This window comes from Salinispora tropica CNB-440 (assembly GCF_000016425.1).
Taxonomy (GTDB): Bacteria; Actinomycetota; Actinomycetes; order Mycobacteriales; family Micromonosporaceae; genus Micromonospora; species Micromonospora tropica.
Map to the genome: position 1 here is coordinate 1,583,589 of NC_009380.1, position 24,371 is coordinate 1,607,959.

Consider the following 24,371-nt stretch of genomic DNA (forward strand, 5'->3'; position numbering starts at 1 on the left):
GTAGCGCGAGTGGAGGGCGGATGGCGGTCGAGAAGGCGCCTGCGGCGGTGCCGACGGCGGGTAGGTGGGCGGCCCGGGCTGGCACCGATGTGCTGATCCGGAAGGTCGACGGTCATCTCGCCGCCGTCCGCACCGGCCTGGCCGAGCCCGAGTTGGAACTCGCCGAGCGGCTGGCCCAGGTGCTGCGCGAGCTGGTCGTCTCCACGGCTCGGGCCAGTGCCGCGGACCGGGGTCGAGTGCGCGCGGCCGTGCACTACTTCGTCCTGCGCCGGGAGAGTCGGGGGCGGTTGCTCTCGGTGCGCTCGCTGACCGCCGCCCAGCGGGTCGTCAACCGCGTCGTGCTCGACCTCGGGCGTCCTGACCTGCTGGTCGAGGCTCGTTGGGATTGTCGTCCCGGGAGTCCGCCACGCTGACTGCTCCCGCGACCGCCACCCCGCTGGTTGCCTTCAGGTCGGTTCATGTCTTGCCGTACGGGGAGTGTCAGGGCACGCTGAGATAGCGAAAGCTGTCAATGTAATCCCGGATGTGCGGTCGTGCCCACCGGTATGGCCCGCCCCGACCCGGAGGACCCATGAGACCCCGTACCCCTCGACCCATCTGGCCGGCGGTGCTGGCCGTCGTGGCCGCGACGGCGCTGACCGCCACCGCGGCCGCCGCCGCGCCGGTGCGCCCCCACCTCGCGCCGTCCTCGACCGCCGTCGACGCCCCGGACATCCCGCTGGCCAACGTGAAGGCCCAACTGACCCAGTTCCAGTCGATCGCCAACGCCAACGGCGGAAACCGGGCGCACGGTCGACCCGGCTACCTGGCCTCGGTGAACTACCTGCGGTCGCAGCTCGACGCGGTTGGCTACACCACCACTGTGCAGTCGTTCACCTATGCCGGTGCGACCGGCTACAACCTGCTCGCCGAATGGCCGGTGGGTGACCCGGACGCCGTGGTCCTGACCGGAGCGCACCTGGACAGCGTCACCAGTGGACCGGGCATCAACGACAACGGGTCCGGCTCGGCGGCCATCCTCGAGGTGGCACTGGCCGTACCGAGCAGCGGCTTTACCCCGGACAAGCGGCTACGGTTCGCCTGGTGGGGCGCGGAGGAGCTGGGTTTGCGCGGTTCCCGTCACTACGTGAACAACCTGTCGGGCGCGGAGCGCGACCGGATCAAGCAGTATCTCAACTTCGACATGGTGGGTTCGCCGAACGCCGGCTACTTCGTCTATGACGGCGACGACTCCGACGGGGTGGGTGCCGGCCCCGGGCCCGAGGGCTCCGCCGAGATCGAGCAGACCATCGAGGCGTACTACACCTCGATCGGTGTGACGACCCAGGGCACCGACTTCAACGGCCGCAGCGACTACGGGCCGTTCATCGCGGTCGGCATCCCGGCCGGGGGCACGTTCACCGGCGCGGAGGGCATCAAGTCCAGCGCTCAGGCGGCGCTCTGGGGCGGGACGGCGGGACAGGCTTTCGACTCCTGCTACCACCGTTCGTGTGACACTATCGCCAACGTCAACGACACGGCCCTGGACCGCAACGCCGACGCGATCGCGTACACGGTATGGGAGTTGGCCCAGACGTCCCCGCCGGGTGACACGGTCTGGAGCGACACTTTCGAGACCGCCACCGGCTGGGTCGTGGACCCGGCCGGCACCGACACCGCCACAACCGGGGCCTGGGAACGCGGCGACCCCGCCACCACCAGCAGTTCCGGGACCACCCTCCAACTCGGCACCACGGTGAGCGGTAGCTTCGACCTGGTCACCGGCGCGGCTGCGGGCAGCAGTGCGGGCAGTCACGACGTCGACGGTGGGGTCACCACGATCCAGTCCCCGGCGGTCAGCCTGCCATCGACCGGCGCGCTGACCCTCAGCTTCTCCTGGTACCTCGCCCATCTCAGCAACGCCACCAGTGCCGACTACCTGCGAGTCCGGGTGGTGGGCAGCAGTACCGTGACGGCGTTGAGCGTCACCGGCACGGCGAGCAACCGGGCGGGGTCCTGGCAGATGGCCACCGCGGATATATCATCGCTAAGCGGCCAGACAGTACAAATACTGATCGATGTGGCGGATGCCAGCAACCCGAGCCTGGTGGAGGCCGCCGTCGACGACGTGCGGATCACTCAGAGCTGACCGTGTGCCGGAAGGGTCCGGGTCGCCGAGACCCTTCCGGCACCGTCAGCGGACTTTCAGGTCTTCCCGATAAAATAGGCGGATGATCGACTCGTCTGCCCAGGAGGGCAGCAGTAGCGAGCCGGGTAATGCCCGGCTATCCCTGGTCCCGAGGTCGACGGGAGCCCTGAAGCTCCCGTGTTGATCGTCGTTGGGCTCCTCTTCATCGTTGTCCTCACCGCGGCCACCGGTTACTTCGTGGCCCAGGAGTTCGGCTACGTCGCCGTCGATCGGGGCAAGCTCAAGCAGCGTGCCGCCGAGGGCGACAAGGCCTCGTCCCGGGCCCTGGAGGTGACCGGGCGGCTGTCGTTCATGCTCTCCGGTGCCCAGCTCGGCATCACGGTCACCGCGCTGCTGGTCGGCTACGTCGCCGAACCGTATCTCGGCGCCGGCCTGGCCGACTTGCTCGGATTGTCCGGAATATCCGATACGGTCAGCCGGCCGCTGTCCATCGCGTTGGCCCTGCTCATCGCCACCATCGTGCAGATGGTGCTCGGTGAACTGGCACCCAAGAACCTCGCTATCGCCCGCCCCGAGGCGCTCGCTCGGGCGCTCGCCGGTTCTACCCTGGTCTACCTCAAGGTCGCCGGCCCAGTGATCAAGCTCTTCGACCGGGCCGCCGTCCGGTTGCTGCGCCGGGCGGGGGTGGAGCCCGTCGAGGAGCTGCCCAGCGGGGCGACCCTGGAGGATCTGGAGCAGATCATCGCCGAGTCCCGCGAGGGCGGGCATCTGACCGCGGAGATGTCCACCCTGCTCGACCGGGGGTTGGATTTCCGTCAGCTCACCGCCGGGGAAGCCATGGTGCCCCGGGTCGACGTGCACACCGTCCGCGCCCACGAGCCGGTCAGCCGCGTCGTCGAGCTACTCGAGACCGGCCGCTCCCGGTTTCCCGTCCAGGGGGCCGAGGGCGTCGACGACGTGATCGGTGTGACCGGCATCGCCGACGTGCTCGGCGTGCCGCTGGAGCGCCGAGCCACCACCCCGGTCGGCACGGTGGCCGTCCCCCCGCTGCTGGTGCCGGAGACCCTGCCGTTGCCGACGGTGCTGGACCGCCTGCGCTCCAGTCACCGGCAGCTCGCCTGCGTGGTTGACGAGTACGGCGGCTTCGCCGGCGTGATCACCCTGGAGGACATCGCCGAGGAACTGGTGGGGCCGATCCGGGACGAGGACGATCCGCCGGAGCGGATACCGACCCGGCAGCGCGACGGCTCCTGGGTGGTGCCGGCCCGCTGGCGGATCGACGAGGTCGCCGACAGCACCGGTATCTCACTGCCGGTGGCCCCGGAGTACGACACGCTCTCCGGCCTGGTCATGCGGGAGTTGGGCCGGGTACCCGAGGTCGGCGACCAGTTGGAGGTCACCCTGCCGGCAGACGGGGATGAGGCGGTTGCCGGCCCCCGGGCGCTGGTCGAGGTGCTCGTGGTCGACCGGCACGTCGCCGACTCGGTCCGGTTGCGCCTACAGGAGTCGGAAGGCCAGCCGGAGGTGCAGTCATGAGCGTCGGTGTCGCCCTCGTGACCTCGGTGGTCCTGCTGGCGTTGAATGGGTTCTTCGTCGCCGCCGAGTTCGCCCTCGTGGCGAGCAAGAGCTACCGGCTGGAGCAGGCCGCCGCCGGTGGCGGCCGGGGTGCCCGAGCCGCGCTGGACGGTGTACGCGAACTCTCGCTGATGTTGGCCGGCGCGCAGCTGGGCATCACCCTCTGCACACTGGGCCTGGGCGCGCTGGCCGAACCGGCGATCGAGCAGCTGCTCAGCCCGCTGCTGCACGCGGTGGGCCTGCCCACCGCGGCGAGCCACGTGATCGCGTTGATCTTCGCGCTGAGCCTGGTGACCTTCCTGCACCTGGTGGTGGGGGAGATGGCGCCGAAGTCGTGGGCGATCACCGACGCTGAGCGGTCCGCGATTCTGTTGGCGTTGCCGTTCCGCGCGTTCGCCCGGGTTTCCCGGCCGGTGCTGTCGGCGTTGAACTCACTGGCGAACGGCATCCTGCGGCTGGTCAAGGTCCAGCCGCAGGATCAGCTCGCCCAGGTGCACGGCCCGGAGGAGTTGCGCCTCCTGCTGGAGCAGTCCCGCGAGCACGGGCTCCTCGGTGCCGAGCAGCACGAGTTGCTGACCAGCATGCTGGAGTTGCAGGGCACCACCGTGGCGCAGGTGATGGAGCCGTTCGACCGGATCGTCACCGTGCGACGGGATGCCGACGCCGGCCGGATCGAGCAGGTCAGCCGGGACAGCGGGCGGTCCCGCCTAGCGGTGCTCGACGAGGCCGGTGACGTCTGCGGGCTGGTGCACGTACGGGAGGCGGTTCGGGCCGCGGCCAGCCGTCCGACGGCGACGGCCGGGGAGTTGATGACGACCGCGTTCACCCTGCCCTCGTCCGCCACGGTGACCGAGGCGGTGGCGGCGATGCGGGCCCGGCGCTCGCAGCTGGCGTTGGTCCGCAACGGTGGGGGGCCGACCCGTCCAGTCGGTTTCGTCGCGCTGGAGGACCTGCTGGAGGAGGTCATCGGCGAGTTCGACGACGAGACCGACCCGGTTCCTCGGGGACGGCGGTTGCGCTGATCCGGTCTGGGTAACCGGGGCCGGTGCGGTTGACGGGGGTGTCGCCGGAGTCCGGTCGGACGGGGCTGACCGTCCAGACCGCGCTGGCCAACCCGAGCACCCGCCCCGGCCTGCGGCTGCCGGGGCGGGTGACCCTCCGTGCCGGCCGGGCTGACGTCCCGGTGCTGCATGTCCGGCTCGGCCTGGTCACGTCGGCCGAGCCGGACACCCCGGAGGCCCCTCGGCGGCTGGTGCAGTTCCATCAGGCGGAGATCGCCACCGGGTTCGTCCTGCGCGCCGGGCGGGCCCGCAGTATTCCGTTCTCGTTTCCGGTGCCCTGGGAGACCCCAGTAACGGTCGTCGGCGGAACGCCGCTGCTCAGCCTGCGGATGGGGCTGCGTACCGAGGTGGCGATCGAGCCAGGGCTGGACCAGGGTGCGATGGTGCCGCTCTTCGTGCACCCGTTGATCGCTCAGGCCCACATCCTCACCACCCTGGACATGCTGGGGTTTCGCCTGCGGCAGGCCGGCTCGGTCGCCGCCCGGTTGCCCGGCGTCGAGCAGCAGCTCTCGCTACACCAACGGCTGGGCTACTGGGTCGCGCCGCTGTATGCCGGGCCGATCACCGAGCTGGAGGTGATCTTCATCGCCAACTCCGCCGGTCTCGAGGTGCTCCTCTGGTGCGACCGCCGCCTGGCACTGGCCGGAATCACCCACCAGAGCATCAGCCGGTTTCGGATCTGGCACGACGGTGCCGAGCGACAGGACTGGGTGGCGACCGTGGACGGGTGGCTGCGGATCGCGATCAACCGGCATGCGGCGATGGCGGCGCACGCCGACTGGTCGGCCCCCATCACCGAGTCCGCCCATGTGAGCCGGCGCCCGGACGAACCGTTGCACCCCGGCCTCGGGCTGGGCGGCACGGCCGGGAGCGCGGGCGTCGGCGGCGGTGGCGGTGGCGGTGGCGGTGGTGATGGCACGTGACCCGCCGGCTGGGTCAGCTGCCGGCGGTGGCGAGTTTCAGGCTGAAGCCAAGGAAGAGCGCCCCCACCGTGGTCGTCGCCCCGGCGGCGAGGCGGCGGCGCTGGTGGAACTGGGCGGCCAGGAAAGTGCCCGCGAAGATTAGCGCGGTCAGGTAGAGCGCGCTGATCATCTGCGCGACCAATCCGAGCAGCAAGAACGACAACGCCGGGTGCGCGTAGCTCGGATCCACGAACTGGATGAAGAACGAGACGAAGAAGAGGATCGCCTTCGGGTTGAGCAGGCTGATCACCAGTGCCCGGCGGAACGGGCCGGGCGTGTGGGCGGGGTCGTCGGCGTTGCTGGGCGGTGGCGTGGCGGGGTCGTGGCGGGTTCGCCAGCGCTGCCAGGCTCCGCGCAGCATTCCCAGGCCGAGGTAGCCCAGGTAGGCGGCACCAGCGTATTTGATCACCAGGAAGAGCGGCGGGTACGCCTGGAGCAACGACGCCACCCCGGCGGCCGAGAGGATCATCAGGACTCCGTCGCCCACGAACACCGCACTGGCCGCGCGGTAGCCGGCGCCCACGCCCCGGCGGGCGGCGGTGGATAGCACGAAGAGCGAGTTGGGCCCGGGCAGCATGATGATGGCCACGGTGCCCAGCACGTACGTCCAGATGTCGGTGATCCCCAGCACGCCGGACATCATGCCGGTGCCGAGCCCACCGGGGCGAGCCCTTTCCTCGGCTCTGGCCTGTGCCGTTGGCCACTGCTCGGCCCGTGCGAAGGGGAGCGCGTACGTCGCCGTCCGACCATGATGGGCGCTCGCCCTCGCGGGGATGGGATCAGGGCGCCGGTGCGGATGGCTGGCGGCGACTACCGATGATGTCGGCGAGGTTGGTGAGCAGCGCGGCGGTGACGATGCCGACCTCCACGCCGAGTGCGTATCGAAGGGCGGTTGACCAGCTTCCGTCGTTGGCCGCGACCGCGCCGAGCAGGGTTGCGGTGATCATCGCCAGCCCGACCGCGGATCCGACCTGCCGCATGGTGCGGTACATGCCGGCGGCGCTGCCGGCGTCCGGCTTGGGCACCTGCGAGAGGGTCAGGGTGTTGTTCGGTGTGATCACGAGGCCGCTGCCGACCCCGGCGAGGAGTAACGGGAACGCGTTCACGACGGAGAACGTGGTCCCGGCAAAGCTGGTGAGGGCGGTCATCACGGCGAGGCTCACCATGACGGTGACGAGCCCGATGCTGATCAGCGGGCGGCCGAGTCGTTCGACGTGTCGGCCGCCGAGCAGCGCGCCCAGCGCGGATCCCACCGCGAACGGCGCGATCGTGAGACCGGTGTGCAGCGGATCGCGGTGGAGACCGTACTGGAGGTGCAGGCTGAAGATCAGCGGTAGCGAGGTGAAGCCGGCGTAGTAGAAGAAGCCGAGCAACAGCCCCAGGCGGTACGTCCGATGGGTGAGCAGGCGAAAGTCGAAGACTGGCGGGTGCCGCCGCGCATCGGAGGTCTCCCAGGATCGGAAGGCGACGAGGACGCCGAATCCGATCGGCACCAACAGCCACGGCAGTAGCCCTTTCCACTGCTCCCGCTGCAGCACGGGCAGGATCACCAGCATGATTCCGGCGCCCAGCAGCAGCGTGCCGGTCAGGTCGGGTCGGTGATCTGTCCGGCCGCTCGGCGGCTTCGCCGGAAACCGCCGCCAGACGAGTAGCGCCGCGACGACTCCGATCGGGATGTTGCTGAGAAAGACCAGCCGCCAGCCGTTCTCCACTCCACCGAGAGCAAGGATCAGCCCGCCGATCACCGGCCCGACGGCGGTGGCGACACTGGCCGTGGCGCCGAGAACCCCGAACGGGCGGCCCCGCTGCTCGGGCTGGAACAACTCCTCGACCAGGGCGGTGATCTGCGGAACGAGGACACCGGCCGCGGCGCCCTGCATGAGCCGGGCGACGACCAGCATGGTGCCGGAGCCAGCCGTTCCGGCCATCGTGCTGGCAGCGACGAACAACGCGAGGCCGAGGAGCAGTGCGTGCCGTCGCCCCTTGGCGTCGCCGAGTCGACCGGCGGGGACGAGAGCGAGCGCGAACATCAGCGAGTAGCCCGAGACGACCCACTGGACAGCGCCGTTGCCGGCGCTGAGCGTGCGTTCGATCGAGGGCAGCATCACGTTGATGACACTCAGATCGAAGAAGCTCATGAAGGAGATGGCTGCCGCGACGGTGATGATCCGCCACCGTCGGGTGTGCCCGGCCTCGGCCGGGGCGTCTGACCGCGACATCCACCCCCGCCTGATCGTGAGCCGGCCGCTCCGTGCCAGTCGAAGGTAATGCGGGATGTCACCTGGATCCGTAGATGTGGCTAAAGATCTTGAAGGTCCGGTATCAGAATGTCAGTACCTGTTTGCCGCGTTGTTGCCGCTGGGTCGCGCGTCTCGTGGTGGGAGACCGGCAGGATGTGACGTGGTTGCGCTGGCCTTGGTGCGGACCGCTGATCATTCTGTTGACTACCCGGGTAGCTGCTCGTGCCTGGAAAGTGGTGGAGTGGTGCACTGGTGTGGTGCACTGGCCGAGGAGAACGCCGCCGACATCGGCGGATTCACCGAACACCAGCCGGAGGCGTTTGGGTTGGTCTTCGACCGGCTCATCGAGCCGCAGATCCAGCCGGCGGTGGTGGCGGCGCTCCGCGAGAAGGCCCGGGTCTGGGTCAACATCCTGTGGTATGGCCTCGCCGCTGGCTACACCGATGAGACGTCGTTGCGGTATTCAGCCAGGAGGGCGTGCCGGGCTGCCGGGCAGGGCCACTCCGCCTGGCACCTGCCACCCCCCCCCACAGCGGGCGCATCGGTAGGTGCGGCCGGTCGGCGGTCGGGTCGCCCGGATTCGATTGTGGGGGCCTCGGGCTGCTCGTCATCGCAGCACCCGGAGCACGATGGCGGCCACGACGATCACCAGGATGAGCGCCGCGATCACCTGGTTCCGGGTGCTGACGGGTGGCGGGGGTGTGCTCGACGTGCTCGGTCGCACCCGGTCGCCGTCGGGCAGCGGCGGCGATCCGTGCGGGTCGCGCTGCGCGGGCCGGTCGGGGGACGCCAGCCGGTCGGGGCGCGCGGGCCGGTCGCGGTGCGCGGGCCGGTCGGCGGTCGGGTTGTCCTCGGCCATCACAGTCTCCGCAGCCCCGCGAGTACCGCGGTGAGGATGTCGTCACCGGGAACGGTGTGGACGACGTGCGCCCGGCCGACCGCCCGCCGGAGAGCAGTCGCTCCAACTCCACGCCGGACACGGTGGCCGCGTGGTCGGGGTCGATCGCGTCGGCGAGCGCGGTGCGGCGTGTCCGTCGCGGTAGTGGTGGTGGCGCGGTGGTGGGCGTCGGCACGGCCTCGCCTCCCGGGGGCGGTGGTTGCTGGTCGGTCGTTGTGGATGGACCGCCCCACCACCTCCCTCCTGGTGGTGGGGCGGTCCGACCGCGCCTCCGGCGGGTGTGGGCCCTCCACCGGCTCACGCCGTCTTCGTGCAGTTTCCCGACAGTTGTGGGGCGAACGCACCGCGTAGCACTAGGTTTTTGGGACGTCTGGAACGTTCGAGGGAGGTTGGAGCATGAACCACGCAGTCATCGCGGCGATGGCGGAGGCGGGTGAGACCGCCGACAGCCTCGCAGCTCAGATCGGGGTGGACCCGAAGACGGCGGCGAAGTGGGCGAGCCGTGGCCGGATTCCCCAGACCCGGCACCGCGCGAAGGTGGCCGCGATCCTCAAGCGGGAGGTGGAGGACCTGTGGCCGGATGCGGTGCGGCGCCGCGAACCGGCGTGGTTCCGCCCGTGGGCCGATATTGAACGCGAGGCGGTGTCGCTCCGCGCGTTTCAACTTGCGTGGGTGCCGGGCCTGCTGCAGACCGCGGCGTACGCGCGGGCGACCCTCGCCGGTGAGGCGCTCAGCCCCGAGGCGGTCGAGGAGCTGGTTGACGTGCGGATCAAGCGGCAGGCGATCCTGCGCCGGGACCGGGCGCCGATGTTCATCGCGGTTCTCGACGAGCTGATCCTCCGCCGCTCCGCCTACGGCGACCGCGCGTTGATGCGGGAGCAGTGTGAGCAGTTGGCGGCCTCCGCGGAGTTACCGAACGTGTCGATTCACGTCGTGCCGCTCTCGGTCGGTATGCACCCCGGGCTCGGTGGTCCGTTCATCCTCGCCGAGTTGGAGAAGGGCACCGTAGTGGCTCATGTGGACAGCCAGGCCAAGGCGCAACTGGTCGATGGCGTCACGGATATTGCTACGCTGAGTCGACGGTGGGAACGCATCCGTGGGGAGGCTCTCTCCCGGGCGCAGTCCCGAGACCTGCTCAGGGAAGCGGCGAGTTCATGGACCTGATCGGCGCGCAGTGGCGCAAGAGCAGCAAGAGCGGCAACAACGGCGGCGACTGCGTCGAGGTCGCCGGCAACCTTCCCGGCGTCGTGGGGGTCCGGGACTCCAAGGACCCGGCCGGGCCGGCGTTGGTCTTCGGCCCAGCGGCGTGGCGGGCGTTCGTCGCCCAACTCCCCGCGCAGCCCTGACCCCACCCACGGGCCGCCCCTACCAACCCCGTACGCACTGAAGCCCCGACCCGGCCCCCTCGCCGGGCGGGTCAGTCGATCTTACCGCTGTTCGACCGGTTTTGTCACAACGGTGCCGGTGGCGGTGTTCTGTTGACGCTTCCACAGCTGCCGGCACGTGTCGGCAGCTTCCGCGACCCCATCACCAGCGACTACGTGCCCGTTGCGCCACCAACGCCGACCCCGAGGACGCTTCGACCCCATTCACCCCACAATCGGTTTCGCGTCGTTACCGATGATCATCCCCCGTACCCGGGAGCGGAGCCCTTGGCCGATCTGTTTGTTGGCGTACCACATCAGGGTTCCATCGGTCCGGACGATCACGTGGTGGCTCTTGGCAGCCGTACGGTGACCGTCAGCCCCTGCCCCGGTGCCGAGTCCAGTGCCACGGTGCCGCCGTGCGCTTCGACGATGTCCCGGACGATGGCCAGGCCCAGTCCGGTGCCGCCGGGTGCGGCCCGCCCGGGGTCGGCCCGCCAGAACCGGTCGAAGGCGTGCGCCAGCCCCTGGGCGTCGAGCCCCGGCCCCTCGTCGTGAACGACGAGAACGACGTCCTCGTCGCCGTGGTGGACGCGAACCTCGATTGCGGTGCCGGGCGGGGTGTGCCGAACTGCGTTGCCGACCAGGTTCTGCGCCACCTGGTGGAGCGAGGTCTCATCGCCGGTGACAGTCACCGGTTCGTCCACAGCGAGGGCGAGCCGATGGTGGGCGGCGGTGACCCGGAGGCTGTCCAGTACGTCCGCACAGACGCGGCCGAGGTCGACCTCATCGCGCGCCAGCGGTTGGTGCGCGTCCAGCCGGGCCAGGGTGAGCAGCTGCTCGACGAGGGTGCCCATCCGGGTGGTCTCGGTGCGGATCCGGCGCATCGCTTCGTCCACGCCGTCCCAGTCGGTGATGCCGTCGTTGAGGTAGAGATCGGCCCATCCGTGTACCGCGCTCAGCGGCGTACGGAGCTCGTGTGAGGCGTCGGCGACGAACGTCCGGGTCAGCGCCTCGCTGCGTTCACGCTGGTCGAATGCCTCGTTGAGCGCGGTGGCGACGCTCCCGATCTCGGTGCGCGGGTCGCCCACGGGTACGCGCCGGCGTAGGTCGCCGCGGCCGATATCCCGGGCGGTGTCCGCCACGGCGCGCAGCGGTCGTAGACCGTTGTTGAGTACCAGCCGGGCCAGCGCCACCCCCAGCACGACGATGAGCAGCCCGGCGACCACCTGGATCAGGAGCAGCCGGCGTAGCGTCGCCGCGTTGTCCGCCAGGGTCACCCCGACCACCAGCCCGGTTACCGGGCGGACCTGCCCGTTGATCTCCACTGGGAGGGCCTGTTCGGGGGGAAGCAACTCGCGTCGGACCCGCAGCGCCGTCTCCGGATCATCACCGATGGTCACCGGACGTTCCGGCAGCTCGTTGATCGGCGGCACCACGGGCCGCCGTGCGTCACCGTGCTGCAGCGGCAGCCGGCCCAGCACCAGAGTGCCCTCGGCGTCGTAGAGGGCCAGGTAGGCGTTGGCGGGCACGAGCTGTTCCATCCCGGCGGTGGGCATGGCCGGCCCGGCGAGGCGGGCCCGCGCCAGGCCCCGGTCGAGGACCAGCTCGATGGTGTTGTCGACCCGTTCGTCGAGGAACCGACGCAACGCCAGGTAGGCGGTGACATCAGCCGCCAGCAGCCCGACCACCAGCAGCGCGACCGTGCCCACCAGCAGCCGGCCGCGGAGGCTTCGCACGGCCGGCCGTCTCATTCGGGCGGTTCCCGCAGGACGTAGCCGAAGCCCCGCACCGTGTGCAGCAACGGTGGATCCGAGATGTCGACCTTGCGACGGAGTTGGCTGACGAACTTCTCCACCACCCCCGGGTCGCCGGGGAAGTCGTACTGCCAGACCTGGGCGAGGATCTGCTGCTTGGACAGGACCCGGCCGGCGTTCTCCAACATATGTCGCAGTAACCGGAACTCGGTCGGCGACAGCTCGACCGGCGTGCCCGCCCGGGTGACGGTGTGTGCGTCCTCGTCGAGTTCCAGGTCGGCGACGGCGAGCCGGTTGGACGCGCTGGGCCGTCCGCCCAGGCGGCGTAGGACCGCGTTCACCCGGGCGACCACCTCCGCCACACTGAACGGCTTGGTGATGTAGTCGTCGCCGCCGAGGTTCAGCCCGGTGAGTCGGTCCTCCAGTGAGTCCTTCGCGGTCAGGAAGACCACCGCGAGCTCCGGGAGTCCGCGGCGCAGGTCGTGGACCAGGTCGAAGCCGGAGCCGTCGGGCAGCATCACGTCCACGATCGCCAACTCCGGAGCCAGTTCACCGGCGACCGTGAGCGCCTCGGCTCGGGAGCCGGCGGACCGGGCGTCGAACCCGGCGACCCGTAACGTGCGAAGCAGCAGCTCGGCCAGCGCCGGCTCGTCATCCACCACCAGCACCCGGGCCCGCCAGACCGAGCTGAGCTCGGCGCTCGCCCCCGGCCGCGGTTGCCGGGCGGAACGTCCTGTCGGTCCAGCCATGGCGTCAGTATCTCCGGCGCGGGGACCGGGGAACCTGCCAACCGCCTGCTGAATGGCTGACGGTTTGCTGAAGCCCCGACAGGTCGCCTGCTGAACGCCGCGGGTGGGGGCCGGTCCGCGTCGCCCGATCCGGATCGTCAGCAAACGGGAAGGTACGCCGGAGGGGACCGGCAGGTCGGTGCGCTTGCCTTGGGGCATGAGCCGGACTGATCTGCCGACCAAGGCCCGCCCACGGAGCCGGACCTCCGTCCGGAGCCGGACCGGATCCCGCCGTACCGACCGCTCGCTGGCCCGCCGGTTGCGGTTGCCGCTGGTGCTGGTCGTCGTCGCGCTGGTGCTGGCCTACGGCGCCGATCGGTTCCTCGCCGCCGCGGTCGAACGTCGGGTGTCCGCGATGGTCGGCTGTCGCCTCGACGGCGCCGAGCTGACCACCTCGCTGCCCGGCCCGTTCGTCACTCCGCGACTACTGACCGGGGACCTGGGCACCGTGACCGTGCAGGGCGCCGTCGACACTGCGGCCGGGCCCACCCACCTCCAGCTCTCCCTGCGCGACGTGCACGCCCGGCCGTTCTCGGACGAACCGGTCGACGTCGCCGGGGCCGAGGCGACGGTGACCATGCCGTACGACCAACTGCCCGGCACCGAAGCGGGCCAGCAGCGGTTTGAGAACGCCGGTGACCAACTCGCCGTGATCCGGCCGGGCGTGGTCTTGGGCGGCGACCTTCGCGTGCTCATGGACCTTGCGTTGGCCGGCGAGGAGTTGGTGCTCACCCCGACCACGGTGGAGGTGGCCGGGCAGCAGCTGCCGGTGGACCTGGTCGCCCCGATTCTCGCCGGGCGTGATCCGGAACTCGCGGGGCAGCTGGAGCCGCGCCAGGTCGCCCTGCCGGGCCTGCCGAGCGGTCTGGTGCCTGACAACGTCGCCGCCGGCCCCGACGGCCTGACCCTGCACGCGAGCCTCGACACCAACGAGCTCGCCTCCGCCACCGCGGGCGACTGCCCCGCGTGACGCCCCTCGATCCAGTAGCCCAGGCCCACCCCATCCCTTTCGGAGGTTTCCGTGCGTAACGCCCTGTACTCGTACGGCCGGCTGGCTGCCCGCCGGCCCTGGCAGCTGCTCACCGCCTGGCTCCTGGTGGCCGCGGCCGTCGTGGGCGTGTGGGTGGCGGTGGGCACCAGCATCGACGATGCCATCACCATTCCGGGCAGCGACAGCAGCCGCGCGCAGGAGATCCAGAACGCGGTGTTCCCGGCCTCCGCGCTCGGCAACGGCACCCTGGTGTTCCACGACGCGGACTCCTCGGTCACCTCGCCCGAGGGACGGGCGGCGATCGAGGCTTCGCTGCTGGCGGTGCGGGATGTGGATGGGGTGACGCAGGTGGTGCCCCCATTCCCGCAGGAGCCCGGCCAGCCCACGCCGCGGATCAGCGCCGACGGGCACACCGCGTACGCGCAGGTCTACTTCGACGTGCCGCCCGCGGCCCTCAGCGAGCAGGACGCCGACCGCGTGCTGGCCGCCGCCAGCCCGGCCACGGACGCCGGGCTGGAGGTGCTCCCCGGAGGCCAGCTCGCCCAGGCGGCCGCCGGTGATCCGGGACACCGCAGCGAGTTGATCGGTCTGGCCGTGGCTGCCGTCGTTTTGCTGGTGGCCCTCGGCGCGGCCGCGGCGATGGCCCTACCCCTGGTCTCCGCGCTGGTCGGCCTGGTGCTCGGACTCGCCGCCATCGGGCTGCTCAGCCAGGTAGGAGCGATCCCGGACATCGCGACGACGGTGGCGAGCATGATCTCGCTCGGTGTCGGCATCGACTACGCGCTCTTCATCGTCGTGCGGTACCGCACGGCCCGGCAGGAGGGGCAACCGCACGAGCGGGCGTTGGGGGTCGCGGTGGCCACCGCGGGCGCGGCGGTGCTCTTCGCCGGCGCCACCGTCGCCGTCGGCCTGGGCGGCCTGCTGCTGGCCGGGCTGCCGCTGCTGACCTCGCTGGGGTGGACCGCCGCCGTAGCGGTCGGGCTGTCGGTGGTGGCCGCGGTCGGCGTGCTGCCGGCCGTCCTCGGGGTCGTCGGCTCGCGGCTCGACGCCGGTGCGCTGCCACGGCGTCGCTCGAAGAGGGCGTCGAAGGCGGGCTGGTGGCACCGGATCGGCGAGCGGACGGCCCGGCGGCCGTGGCTGGCAGTGGTCGGCTCGCTCCTGGTGCTGGCGGTCTTCATCGCGCCGGTGGCTGACCTGGAGCTCGGCCAGCAGGACGGCGGCCACGACCCGGTCGGTACGCCCACCCGGCAGAGCTACGACCTGCTGGAGTCGGCGTTCGGCCCGGGCGTGAACGGGCCGCTGCTGGTCGTCGCCGACCTGGGCGACACCGCCCAGACCGACCCGGCCACGGTGCAGCGGCAGGCCGCCGCCCTCAGCTCCGCCCTGGCGGACGTGCCCGGCGTGCAGTCCGTCCAGGGGCCGCGGGTCTCCACCGACGGCAGTGGCGCGCTCTGGCAGGTGGTGCCGACGACCGCGCCCAGCGACCCGGCCACCGGTGACCTCGTCACCGAGCTGCGCGAGGAAATCCTGCCGCCGCTGGCAACCGACGGTACGCAGCTGCACGTCGGCGGTCAGACCGCCGCGAAGATTGACTTCACCGACCAGGTGGCGGAGCGGCTGCCGCTGGTGCTGGCGGTGGTGATCGCGCTGAGCTTCCTGCTGTTGGTCGTCCTGTTCCGGTCCTTCGTGATCCCGCTGACCGCCGCGCTGATGAACCTGCTCTCCGTCGGCGCCGCGTACGGCATCCTCACCTTCGCCTTCGCCGAGGGGCACCTCACGGGGCTGCTCGGGCTGGACGGTCCGGTGCCGATCGAGAGCTACATCCCGCTGATCCTTTTCGCCATCCTGTTCGGGCTGTCGATGGACTACGAGGTCTTCCTGGTCTCGTCGATCGCCGAGCGGTGGCACGCTGTCCGGGACAACCGGCGTGCGGTGGTGACCGGGCTCGGCTCGGCAGGACGGGTCGTCACCGCGGCAGCATTGATCATGTTCAGCGTCTTCGTCAGCTTCGCCGGCCAGGACAACCCGTTGATCAAGATGTTCGGGGTGGGGCTTGGCGTGGCGGTGCTGCTCGACGCGGTGGTCGTCCGCGGCTTCCTGGTGCCGGGGATCATGGTGCTGCTCGGTCGCGCCAACTGGTGGTTCCCCCGCTGGTTGGACCGGCTGATGCCCCGGGTCGATCTGGAGGCGTCCCCCGCGGCCGACGAGACGCCCGACGGGCTCCCGCCGACCGACGGCCGGGTCGCCGTTCCGGCCCGGTGACTGCCCGGACCGGCGTGCGGTAGCGAGGTTGAGGGCGCCGGCGGTGCCGCTGCCCACTGATCGGCGGGCTCACCAATAGACCCGTACGACTTGTACGAGTTGTACGCTGGATCTGTTGAGTGAGCCCGCCGTCGAACTCCCGATCTCCGACGCCCGCGACACCCTGGCGGATGTGGTTTCCCGCGCCCACTAGGCCGGACGCATCACCTACGTCACCCGCCGTGGGCAGCGCCTCGCTGCCGTGGTCCCCGCCGAGGTAGCCGAAGCGATCGAACGAGCCGAGGACGCCGCGGACGTCACCGCTGCCCGTGAAGCCCTGGCCCGCATCGACGCTGGCGAGACTCCGATTCCGCTGACCCAGCTGCGCGACGAGTTCGGTCGGTGACCACCCCGGCCCACACGTCCAGGTCGAGCGGGTCGCCGCCAAACTGCTGCGCAAGCTCGACCGTCGCGTACAGGCCCGGGTTGTCGCCGCTGTCGCCGGACTGGCCACCCAACCTTGTCCGGCCGGAGTCAAGGCACTCACCGGGCACCCCGGCCTGGTTCGAATCCGCGTCGGTGCCTACCGCATCGTCTACACGGTTCGCGACCAAGAGCTGATTGTTCTCGTGCTTCACCTGGGCCACCGTAGCGATGTCGACGACGCACTCTGAATTGGTTATCGGGGTTGGGGTGCCGGCGGTGTCGCTGCCGGCGTATCCCGGCGGTGCCGGGCGGGTCGGATGCGCAAGGATGGGTGTGCCGTTCACCCCTTACCCGTGGGAGTCGTTCGTGACCACCGACCTGACCGTGCCGGACCGGACCCGGTCGGACGTGACACCGATCCAACGGCGAACCCTGGGTCTGCTGTTCGGCACCCAGATCATCGGTGGCATCGGCGTCACCATCGGGATCGCGGTCGGGGCGTTGCTCGCCGCTCGGATCGCCGGCACCGCGGTCGCCGGTCTGACCCAGAGCGCCGCCGTGGTGGGCGCCGCGCTGCTCGCCATCCCGATTACCCGGATCATGAACGGGCACGGGCGCCGCCCGGGGCTGGTCGTCGCCTACCTGGTCGGCGCGGTCGGCGCGGTGCTGGTGGTGCTCGCCGCGGTCACCCGGATCGTGCCGCTGCTCTTCCTCGGCAGTCTGCTCTTCGGCGGCGGCACCGCCGCGAACCTCCAGGCCCGGTACGCCGCGGTGGACCTCGCCGAGCCGGCGCGGCGGGGTCGGCAGCTCGCCCTGATCGTCTGGGCCACCACCATCGGCGCGGTGGCCGCGCCGAACTTCGCGGCGCTTGCCGACACGGTCACCGGCGGGTGGGGGCTGCCGCCGCTGGCCGGCCCGTTCGCCTTCAGCACCGCCGCCTTCGTGCTGGCCGCCGGGGTGCTCTTCGTACTGCTACGACCTGACCCCCTGCTCACCGCGCGCCGGCGGGCGGCGGGCGAGGCCGCGGTCGCCACGCCGCCCGTGGTCGATCCGGTCACCACCGGACCCTCGGCCGGCGGGCTCCCGGAGGTCGGGCCCGCGACCTCCCCGGGCCCGGTGGCTCGGCGCGGTGCGGGGATGCGGGTGGCCTGGCAGGTGGTACGCGACCGCCCGGCGGCCCGGCTCGGCGTCGCGGCGGTGGCAGTGGGGCACGCGGTGATGGTGGCGGTGATGTCGATGACCCCGGTGCATCTCGGCGAGTCGCACGGCGACGCGGATGTCCTGCGGGTGGTCGGCATCGTGCTGAGTCTGCACATCGCCGGCATGTACGCGCTGGCCCCGCTGGTGGGCTGGCTCGCCGACCGGCTCGGCCGGCCGGCGGTCATCCTCGGCGGCGTCGGGCTGCTGCTCGCCGCGTGCGCCGTCGCCGGCACCGCCGGCCACCACACGCCGCTACTCTCGGTGGGGCTCGTCCTGCTCGGGCTGGGCTGGTCCGGCACGATGGTGGGCGGCTCCACGCTGCTGTCGGAGTCGGTGCCGGCGGCGGTGCGGCCGAGCGTGCAGGGGTTCTCCGACCTGACCATGGGGCTGGCTGGTGCCAGCGCCGCCGCGGTCAGCGGATTCGTCATGCGGGCGGCCGGCTATCCGGTACTCACCCTGCTGGCGGCGATCGTAGTGGTGCCGCTGGTGGCGCTAGCGTTACGTTGGGGTCCCGGCAGAGCACCCGACCGGGAGGATGACACGTGCGGTTGACGGATTTTTGGACGCGGCTTGAGGAGGCGTTCGGGCCGGGCTACGCGGCCAGTATCGCCAGCGACCAGGTCCTGACACAGCTCGATGGGCGGACGATCGAGCAGGCCCTCGCCGCGGGGGAGGAGACCCACGTGGTGTGGCGCGCGGTGGTTGCCGCGTACCCGGACAGAGTGCCGGCGCGGCTACGTTGAGCAGTAATTTCGTTACGTTCGCGGGTCGCGCCCTCGCTCGTACACCTGTTCGGCTATTGTCCACAGCGAGGTGCTCGTCCACAGCTCACGGCATGGTCGCTGGTTTTCTGTCGGACCATGCGCCTAGCGTGTCCGCGTGACGCGAAGCTCAGGGAAGTCGGCGAAGGCAGGGGTGGCGACGATGGCGGCAGTGCCTGATCGGGAGAGGGCACTCGACCTTGCTCTCGCTCAGATCGACAAACAGTTCGGCAAGGGTTCGGTGATGCGGCTGGGGGAGCGCCCGGTCGTGGAGACCGCGGTGGTTCCGACCGGGTCCATTGCGCTGGATGTGGCCCTCGGTGTGGGTGGCCTGCCCCGGGGCCGGGTCATCGAGGTCTACGGCCCGGAGAGCAGCGGTAAGACGACGGTGGCGCTGCACGCGGTGGCCAACGCCCAGCGCTCCGGCGGCATCGCCGCCTTCGTCGACGCCGAGCACGCCCTCGACCCGGAATACGCCCGGGCCCTCGGCGTCGACACCGACGCCCTGTTGGTCTCCCAGCCGGACACCGGCGAGCAGGCACTGGAGATCGCGGACATGCTGGTCCGCTCCGGAGCGCTCGACATCATCGTCATCGACTCGGTGGCCGCGCTGGTGCCCCGCGCCGAGATCGAGGGGGAGATGGGCGACAGCCACGTCGGTCTCCAGGCCCGGCTGATGAGTCAGGCCCTGCGCAAGATGACCGGTGTGCTCAGCCACACCGGCACGACGGCGGTCTTCATCAACCAGCTCCGCGAGAAGATCGGCGTCATGTTCGGCAGCCCCGAGACCACCACCGGTGGGCGGGCGTTGAAGTTCTACGCCTCGGTTCGGCTGGACGTGCGCCGGATCGAGAGCCTCAAGGACGGCACCGACGTGGTCGGTAACCGCACCCGGGTCAAGGTCGTGAAGAACAAGGTGGCCGCGCCGTTCAAGCAGGCCGAGTTCGACATCATGTACGGCAAGGGAATCTCCCGCGAGGGGTCGTTGATCGACGTGGGCGTCGAGCAGGCGATCATCCGGAAGTCCGGCGCGTGGTACACCTACGAGGGCGACCAACTCGGCCAGGGCAAGGAGAAAGCCCGCGAGTTCCTTCGGGAGAACCCGGACGTGGCCGCCGAGATCGAGAAGAAGATCCTGGAGAAGCTCGGCGTCGGTGCCGGCGCGGGTGACGCCGCTGGCGGTCCGGAGTTGCCGCCGGTCGACTTCTGAGCACAGACCTGTGACGTCACGACGAGCCCGCGCGGGTCGGGGGTGGGACGCCAGCCCACCGCGTACGGGTGACGCGGCCACGGCGGCGGCTCCCCGTCGTGGTCGCCGTAACGCCGACGCCGCGACCAACTCGGCCTCGTCCACGGACGAGGCCGAGTTGGCCCGGGAGGTCTGTCTGCGGCAGCTCGCCGTGCGTCCGCGTACCCGGGCCGAGCTGGCTCGGGCGCTGACGCGGCGGGGTATCTCGGCGGAGGTCGCCACCGTGGTCCTCGACCGTTACGACGAGGTCGGGATGATCGACGACGCGGCTTTCGCGCGGGCCTGGGTCTCCAGCCGGCACGTCGGCCGTGGCCTCGCCCGCCGTGCCCTCGCCACCGAGCTGCGCCAGCGCGGCGTCGATGGTGACGTGGCGAAGTCCGCGCTCGGCGAACTGGACGACGAGACCGAGGCGGAGACGGCCCGTGCCCTGGCGGAGCGGAAGCTGCGCGTCACCCGGGGTGAGCCGGACGCGGTGTTTCGGCGATTGGTCGGCATGCTGGCCCGCAAGGGCTACTCACCGGGGGTGGCGATTCGGGCGGTGAAAGAGGCCCTTGCGGCGCAGAGTGCCGAGGCGGCCGAGTTCGCGGAGCAGATCGACGCCGAGGCGCTCAGCGACATCGAGGTCGATCCTTGACCGAGAGTTCATGTGACTGCATGGCCACGCCAGCCGCAGGCAATTGAGTCCCTTTTGTGGGCTTTTGACTGATCATTGATCAGCGCTGTGTAACTCTGCAAATCCTCTCCGTTCGGATGTATTGATCATGGTTTCCTTGACCGGACCGGCGTCGGGGACCTAGCCTCGCCATAAGGCTCACATTGCCCGACCAGCGCAGGCAAAGCGCACAACATAGATCGTGTAACAGAACCGCATCACTTTGGCCGATCCGTTGGCTCTGGTGTCGGCTCCGAACCCGACCGGTCTCGGAGCCCATGCGACAACTGCAGCTCCCGTCGGCGGTGCCGTCCCGGCACCGCCGATGGGAGAGCTCCCCTTTCGGTCAGCCGCTCCGGTCGGGCGTCCAGAGCCGCGGGAGCGCGCCCACCGCACGTTGGCTGCGGCGCGACGGTCAAGGGGAGGCGCGCGATGGCGAGGCGGCAGGGGTCGACAGGAAGCTCACCATGAACGGGTTCGACGCGGTCCTCCTCGTGGCCGTGCTGCTGCTCACCGTCGTCGTGGTCGGCGCGGTGCTGGTGGGCGTCCGGGCCGTACGCGGCCTCGCCGGTACCTCACGGCCCGACGACCCGGCCTTCATCGCGGAGAAGGACCGCCAGGAACAGTCCCTCGCCGCGCTGCGGTCGGCCGCCGAGGAGGCCAACAGCACCATCGACGCGGCGAAGTCCGCCGCCGCCGCCGCCCGCACCGAAGCCGCCGCCGCCCGCGCCGAGGCCAAGGCCGCCCGTGCCGAAGCCCGGCGGGTGCTCGACGGCGCTCGCGCCGAGGCCGAAGCCATCCTGGAACGGGTACACAAGCAGGCCGAGACCGAAGCCGAACAGCTACGGACCGCTGCCCGGCGCAGCGGAGAACGGGAAGCCGCCGTCCTCGCCGTGACCACCCGGGACCAGGCGGCTGAGGTGGAGCGGCGGGCCGTCCGGATGGACGATCGGGAGCGGCTGCACACCGAGGAGGTCGAGCGGCTCGCCGAACGGGACCGGCAGCTCAGCGCCGCCAACGCGGCCCTGGAGGCTCGGGAGTCGGCGCTCGCCGAGCGGGACCGGGAGCTGGAGCAGGCCGAGCAGCGGCGACGCCGCGAGTTGGAGCGCGTCGCGGGGCTCACCGCGGAGGCGGCCCGCGGCGAGCTGGTCGAGGCGATCGAGGCGCAGGCCAAACGGGAGGCCGCGCTGCGCGTACGGGACATCGAGGCAGAGGCACGCAGCACGGGCGAGGAGCGGGCCCGGCACATCGTGGTTGACGCCATCCAGCGGGTGGCCAGCGAGCAGACCGCGGAGAGCGTGGTCAGCGTGCTGCACCTGCCGGGCGACGAGATGAAGGGTCGGATCATCGGTCGGGAGGGGCGCAACATCCGCACCTTCGAATCGATCACCGGAGTCAACCTGATCATCGACGACACCCCGGAGGCAGTGCTGCTCTCCTGCTTCGACCCGGTACGTCGGGAAGTCGGGCGGCTCACCCTGGAGAAGCTCGTCCTGGACGGACGTATCCATCCGCACCGGATCGAGGAGGTGCACGACCTGGCCCGGCAGGAGGTGGCGCAGCTCTGCCAGCGTGCCGCCGAGGACGCCCTGGTCGAGGTCGGCATCACCGAGATCCACCCCGAGTTGGTTGGCCTGTTGGGCCGGCTGCGCTACCGCACCTCGTACGGGCAGAACGTGCTCAAGCACCTGGTCGAGAGCGCCCACATCGCCGGAATCATGGCCGCTGAACTGCGGCTGGACGTGCCGACGATCAAGCGGTGCGCGTTCCTGCACGACATCGGCAAGGCACTCACCCACGAGGTCGAGGGCAGCCACGCCATCGTTGGTGCCGACGTCGCCCGCAGGTACGGCGAGAGCGAGGACGTCGTGCACGCCATCGAGGCGCACCACAACGAGGTGCCGCCGCAGACCGTTGAGGCGGTGCTCACCCAGGCCTCGGATGCCTGCTCCGGTGGCCGTCCGGGGGCCCGGCGGGAGAGCCTGGAGGCGTACGTGCGGCGGCTGGAGCGGATCGAGGAGATCGCGGGGGGCAAGCTCGGCGTGGAGCGGGTCTTCGCGATGCAGGCGGGCCGGGAGGTCCGGGTGATGGTCCGGCCGGACGACGTTGACGACCTCAGCGCCTCCATGCTGGCCCGGGACGTGGCCAAGCAGATCGAGGAGGAGCTGACCTATCCGGGGCAGATCCGGGTAACCGTGGTCCGCGAATCCCGGGTCACCGAGATCGCCCGCTGACTGCGGCGCCGGCCGCGCCAGTCTGTTCCGAGGTGCGTTACGGCGCGACTGGGGAAGCCGTCGCGGCTGGAGCTGGTGTGCGCCTACCGAGCCGGCCGGGAAAGCGCGACGGCCGGCCCGGAGTGGCAGGGCCGGCCGTCGCGCAGGGAATCGATCAACCGCCGCCCTCGGCCTGCGAGGCGAGGGCCGTGGACGGCGGCTGTTGTGCTGGCGTGTCGGCGGTCCGCCGGCCGCGGGAGAGCCGCTGCTGGACGGCCTGGGCCAGCTTCGACAGCGAGTAGTTAACGGCGATGAACAGCACGGCGAGCACGGTGTAGACCTGGATGGGGTTGTCCAACACGCCGATGATCTGCTTGCCGATGTTCAGCGTCTCCTCATAGCTGATGATGAAGCCGAGCGAGGTGTCCTTCAGGACCACCACGAGCTGACTGATCAACGCGGGAAGCATGATCCGGAATGCCTGGGGAAGTAGGATCATCCGGGTGGTCTGCAGCGGGGAGAGGCCGATCGCGGCGGCGGCCTCGGCCTGCCCGCCGGCGAGGCCCTGCATGCCGGAGCGGAGGATCTCGGCGATCACCACGGAGTTGTAGATGGTGAGGCCGATGACCAGATACCAGAGACTGTTGAAGGTGACTCCGAACTCGGGAAATCCACGCGCCACGAAGAAGATCGTGATGACGACGGGCAGACCTCGGAAGACCTCGACGCAGACCCGGGTCACGGCCGACAGCGTGCGGTTCAGCCCGCGGAGCAGGTAGGCCAGGGGAGCGGCGAGCCCGGTGTAGCGGCGTTGGGCCAGGCTCTTGAGCTGGATCCGCAGCACCGCGAGCAGGGTGCCGACCACCAGCGAGGTGACGATGGCCAGCGCCGCCGCGGTGAGGGTGTTCTTGATTCCGACGCCGAGTCGCTCCCAGACCAGGGCGAAGTTCTCGTTCCCGGGGTCGATCAATGGACCCCACAGCTCCATCGAGAACTGGCCAGTCTCCTCCAACGGCCGGTAAATGAGGAAGTACGCGCCGACCAGCAGACCAATGATGGCAGCGACGCTGCCCACCAGGGTGATCCGGCGCTGCCGGGGCCCGGGGACGTCGTAGAGGACACTGCTCTGCTGGGTCATCGAGCCACCGCCTGCCGCCGTTCGATCCGGTCGAGGAGCGCGCCCAGAGGTACAGTCATGATCAGATATCCGATCGAGATGCCGATGGCGACTGGGATGAAGGGTTCGCCCCCAGCAGAGGTGAGCTGGTCCGCGGTCTGGGACAGGTCGCCGATGACACCGAAGAAGCCGATCAGCGCCGAGTTTTTGATCATCGCGATGATCACGGACCCGAGTGGAACGACCGACGCCGTCCACGACTGCGGTAGCACCACGTGCCGCAGGTTCTGGATGAAGGTCAGCCCGAGTGAGCGGGCCGCCTCCGCCTGGCCGGCGGGCACCGCGTTCACGCCGGAGCGCAGCGCCTCGCAGACGAACGCCGAGGTGTAGAGCACCAGGGCGATCAGCGCGAAGCGGAAGTATGGCAGGTCGGTGCCGAGCCGGCTGAATACGAGGTCGAGCCCGGGGATGCGGAGGAAGTCCGCGTTGGAACCGAGCGCGGGGAGGCCGAAGGCGGCGAAGAACATGACGATGGTCAATGGAAGGTTACGGAAGGTGTTGACGTAGGCGGTGCCGAGCGCCCGTAGTGGCGGCACCGGGGATATCCGCAGCACCGCCACGGCGGAGCCCAGGATCAGGGCACCGATCGCGGCGAGGAAGCAGATCTGGAGGGTGAGCCAGAATCCACCCGCGAAGACGTCGAACTTGTCGATGAGCACACTCACGGTCGGTCTCTCTCCCACCCTCC

Annotated in this window: 23 protein-coding genes and 3 pseudogenes; 17 read left to right on the forward strand and 9 right to left on the reverse strand. The window is 70.5% G+C overall.

Annotated elements, in window-relative coordinates:
- The first annotated feature begins 20 nt into the window (after positions 1–20).
- From STROP_RS07070 to STROP_RS07090, 5 genes are all read left to right on the forward strand, one after another.
- Positions 21–413, forward strand: a complete 393-nt coding sequence (locus STROP_RS07070) for a hypothetical protein (RefSeq protein WP_011905306.1) — start codon at positions 21–23, stop codon at positions 411–413.
- A gap of 158 nt (positions 414–571) precedes the next feature.
- The gene (locus tag STROP_RS07075) at positions 572–2,128 is read left to right on the forward strand and encodes a M20/M25/M40 family metallo-hydrolase (RefSeq protein ID WP_011905307.1); all 1,557 of its coding nucleotides are present in this window, start codon (positions 572–574) and stop codon (positions 2,126–2,128) included.
- A gap of 177 nt (positions 2,129–2,305) precedes the next feature.
- On the forward strand, positions 2,306–3,664 hold the full coding sequence (locus STROP_RS07080; protein ID WP_011905308.1) for a hemolysin family protein: 1,359 nt from the start codon (positions 2,306–2,308) through the stop codon (positions 3,662–3,664).
- Positions 3,661–4,725 carry a hemolysin family protein gene (locus STROP_RS07085; RefSeq protein WP_011905309.1) on the forward strand — a complete coding sequence of 355 codons (1,065 nt, stop codon included), beginning with the start codon at positions 3,661–3,663 and terminating at the stop codon, positions 4,723–4,725. The genes STROP_RS07080 and STROP_RS07085 overlap by 4 nt, the downstream gene beginning before the upstream one ends.
- A gap of 23 nt (positions 4,726–4,748) precedes the next feature.
- Positions 4,749–5,687 carry a sporulation protein gene (locus STROP_RS07090; protein WP_011905310.1) on the forward strand — a complete coding sequence of 313 codons (939 nt, stop codon included), beginning with the start codon at positions 4,749–4,751 and terminating at the stop codon, positions 5,685–5,687.
- Between the two features lie 13 nt (positions 5,688–5,700).
- Here the strand turns inward: STROP_RS07090 and leuE are convergent, their stop codons facing one another.
- On the reverse strand, positions 5,701–6,369 hold the full coding sequence (gene leuE / locus STROP_RS07095; RefSeq protein ID WP_011905311.1) for a leucine efflux protein LeuE: 669 nt from the start codon (positions 6,367–6,369) through the stop codon (positions 5,701–5,703).
- 136 nt (positions 6,370–6,505) lie between these two features.
- Positions 6,506–7,945, reverse strand: coding sequence for an MFS transporter (locus tag STROP_RS07100; RefSeq protein WP_011905312.1), 1,440 nt, complete (start codon positions 7,943–7,945; stop codon positions 6,506–6,508).
- Positions 7,946–8,234: 289 nt separating this feature from the next.
- Between STROP_RS07100 and STROP_RS26125 the strand changes: the two are divergent.
- Positions 8,235–8,438 (forward strand): annotated as a pseudogene (locus tag STROP_RS26125) (glycerophosphodiester phosphodiesterase family protein); the annotation flags it as partial.
- On the opposite strand, the pseudogene STROP_RS24430 reads toward STROP_RS26125, so the two are convergent.
- From STROP_RS24430 to STROP_RS23755, 3 genes and pseudogenes are all read right to left on the reverse strand, one after another.
- A pseudogene (locus tag STROP_RS24430) lies at positions 8,417–8,577 on the reverse strand (flavin reductase); the annotation flags it as partial. The pseudogenes STROP_RS26125 and STROP_RS24430 overlap by 22 nt on opposite strands.
- Positions 8,574–8,825: a hypothetical protein gene (locus STROP_RS07105; RefSeq protein ID WP_018833305.1), complete on the reverse strand. Its 252-nt coding sequence runs from the start codon at positions 8,823–8,825 to the stop codon at positions 8,574–8,576. The gene STROP_RS07105 and the pseudogene STROP_RS24430, both read right to left, overlap by 4 nt.
- A pseudogene (locus STROP_RS23755) lies at positions 8,825–9,039 on the reverse strand (hypothetical protein). The gene STROP_RS07105 and the pseudogene STROP_RS23755 overlap by 1 nt, the downstream one beginning before the upstream one ends.
- A 221-nt stretch (positions 9,040–9,260) precedes the next feature.
- Here STROP_RS23755 and STROP_RS07110 point away from each other — a divergent pair.
- Positions 9,261–10,028, forward strand: coding sequence for a DUF5753 domain-containing protein (locus STROP_RS07110; protein WP_011905314.1), 768 nt, complete (start codon positions 9,261–9,263; stop codon positions 10,026–10,028).
- Positions 10,019–10,210: a DUF397 domain-containing protein gene (locus tag STROP_RS07115; protein WP_011905315.1), complete on the forward strand. Its 192-nt coding sequence runs from the start codon at positions 10,019–10,021 to the stop codon at positions 10,208–10,210. Before STROP_RS07110 ends, STROP_RS07115 begins: the two co-directional genes overlap by 10 nt.
- Positions 10,211–10,569: 359 nt before the next feature.
- Here the strand turns inward: STROP_RS07115 and STROP_RS07120 are convergent, their stop codons facing one another.
- Positions 10,570–11,982, reverse strand: a complete 1,413-nt coding sequence (locus tag STROP_RS07120; protein WP_011905316.1) for a sensor histidine kinase — start codon at positions 11,980–11,982, stop codon at positions 10,570–10,572.
- Complete coding sequence (locus tag STROP_RS07125) at positions 11,979–12,734, reverse strand: response regulator transcription factor (protein ID WP_011905317.1); 756 nt, start codon at positions 12,732–12,734, stop codon at positions 11,979–11,981. Before STROP_RS07125 ends, STROP_RS07120 begins: the two co-directional genes overlap by 4 nt.
- Before the next feature lie 286 nt (positions 12,735–13,020).
- Between STROP_RS07125 and STROP_RS07130 the strand changes: the two genes are divergently transcribed.
- The 9 genes from STROP_RS07130 (at position 13,021) to rny (ending at position 22,527) form a co-directional block, all read left to right on the forward strand.
- Complete coding sequence (locus STROP_RS07130) at positions 13,021–13,743, forward strand: LmeA family phospholipid-binding protein (protein WP_026275419.1); 723 nt, start codon at positions 13,021–13,023, stop codon at positions 13,741–13,743.
- A 51-nt stretch (positions 13,744–13,794) separates the two neighbouring features.
- Positions 13,795–16,026, forward strand: coding sequence for an MMPL family transporter (locus tag STROP_RS07135; RefSeq protein ID WP_011905319.1), 2,232 nt, complete (start codon positions 13,795–13,797; stop codon positions 16,024–16,026).
- Between the two features lie 241 nt (positions 16,027–16,267).
- On the forward strand, positions 16,268–16,411 hold the full coding sequence (locus STROP_RS25080) for a hypothetical protein (RefSeq protein ID WP_011905320.1): 144 nt from the start codon (positions 16,268–16,270) through the stop codon (positions 16,409–16,411).
- Between the two features lie 46 nt (positions 16,412–16,457).
- Positions 16,458–16,679 carry a type II toxin-antitoxin system RelE family toxin gene (locus STROP_RS23760; RefSeq protein WP_080516632.1) on the forward strand — a complete coding sequence of 74 codons (222 nt, stop codon included), beginning with the start codon at positions 16,458–16,460 and terminating at the stop codon, positions 16,677–16,679.
- Between the two features lie 79 nt (positions 16,680–16,758).
- A complete protein-coding gene (locus STROP_RS07140) occupies positions 16,759–18,183 on the forward strand; it encodes an MFS transporter (RefSeq protein WP_050764959.1) in 1,425 nt (474 codons plus the stop codon).
- Positions 18,174–18,374, forward strand: a complete 201-nt coding sequence (locus tag STROP_RS07145; protein WP_011905322.1) for a DUF3046 domain-containing protein — start codon at positions 18,174–18,176, stop codon at positions 18,372–18,374. The genes STROP_RS07140 and STROP_RS07145 overlap by 10 nt, the downstream gene beginning before the upstream one ends.
- 181 nt (positions 18,375–18,555) lie before the next feature.
- Positions 18,556–19,602, forward strand: coding sequence for a recombinase RecA (gene recA / locus STROP_RS07150; RefSeq protein WP_011905323.1), 1,047 nt, complete (start codon positions 18,556–18,558; stop codon positions 19,600–19,602).
- 10 nt (positions 19,603–19,612) lie between these two features.
- Positions 19,613–20,275 carry a regulatory protein RecX gene (locus STROP_RS07155; RefSeq protein ID WP_011905324.1) on the forward strand — a complete coding sequence of 221 codons (663 nt, stop codon included), beginning with the start codon at positions 19,613–19,615 and terminating at the stop codon, positions 20,273–20,275.
- A gap of 485 nt (positions 20,276–20,760) precedes the next feature.
- The gene (rny, locus tag STROP_RS07160) at positions 20,761–22,527 is read left to right on the forward strand and encodes a ribonuclease Y (RefSeq protein ID WP_011905325.1); all 1,767 of its coding nucleotides are present in this window, start codon (positions 20,761–20,763) and stop codon (positions 22,525–22,527) included.
- 154 nt (positions 22,528–22,681) lie between these two features.
- Here the strand turns inward: rny and STROP_RS07165 are convergent, their stop codons facing one another.
- Together STROP_RS07165 and STROP_RS07170 are read right to left on the reverse strand one after the other, a co-directional pair.
- Positions 22,682–23,644 carry an amino acid ABC transporter permease gene (locus STROP_RS07165; protein WP_011905326.1) on the reverse strand — a complete coding sequence of 321 codons (963 nt, stop codon included), beginning with the start codon at positions 23,642–23,644 and terminating at the stop codon, positions 22,682–22,684.
- Positions 23,641–24,348, reverse strand: a complete 708-nt coding sequence (locus STROP_RS07170; RefSeq protein ID WP_011905327.1) for an amino acid ABC transporter permease — start codon at positions 24,346–24,348, stop codon at positions 23,641–23,643. The genes STROP_RS07165 and STROP_RS07170 overlap by 4 nt, the downstream gene beginning before the upstream one ends.
- Positions 24,349–24,371 lie beyond the last annotated feature (23 nt).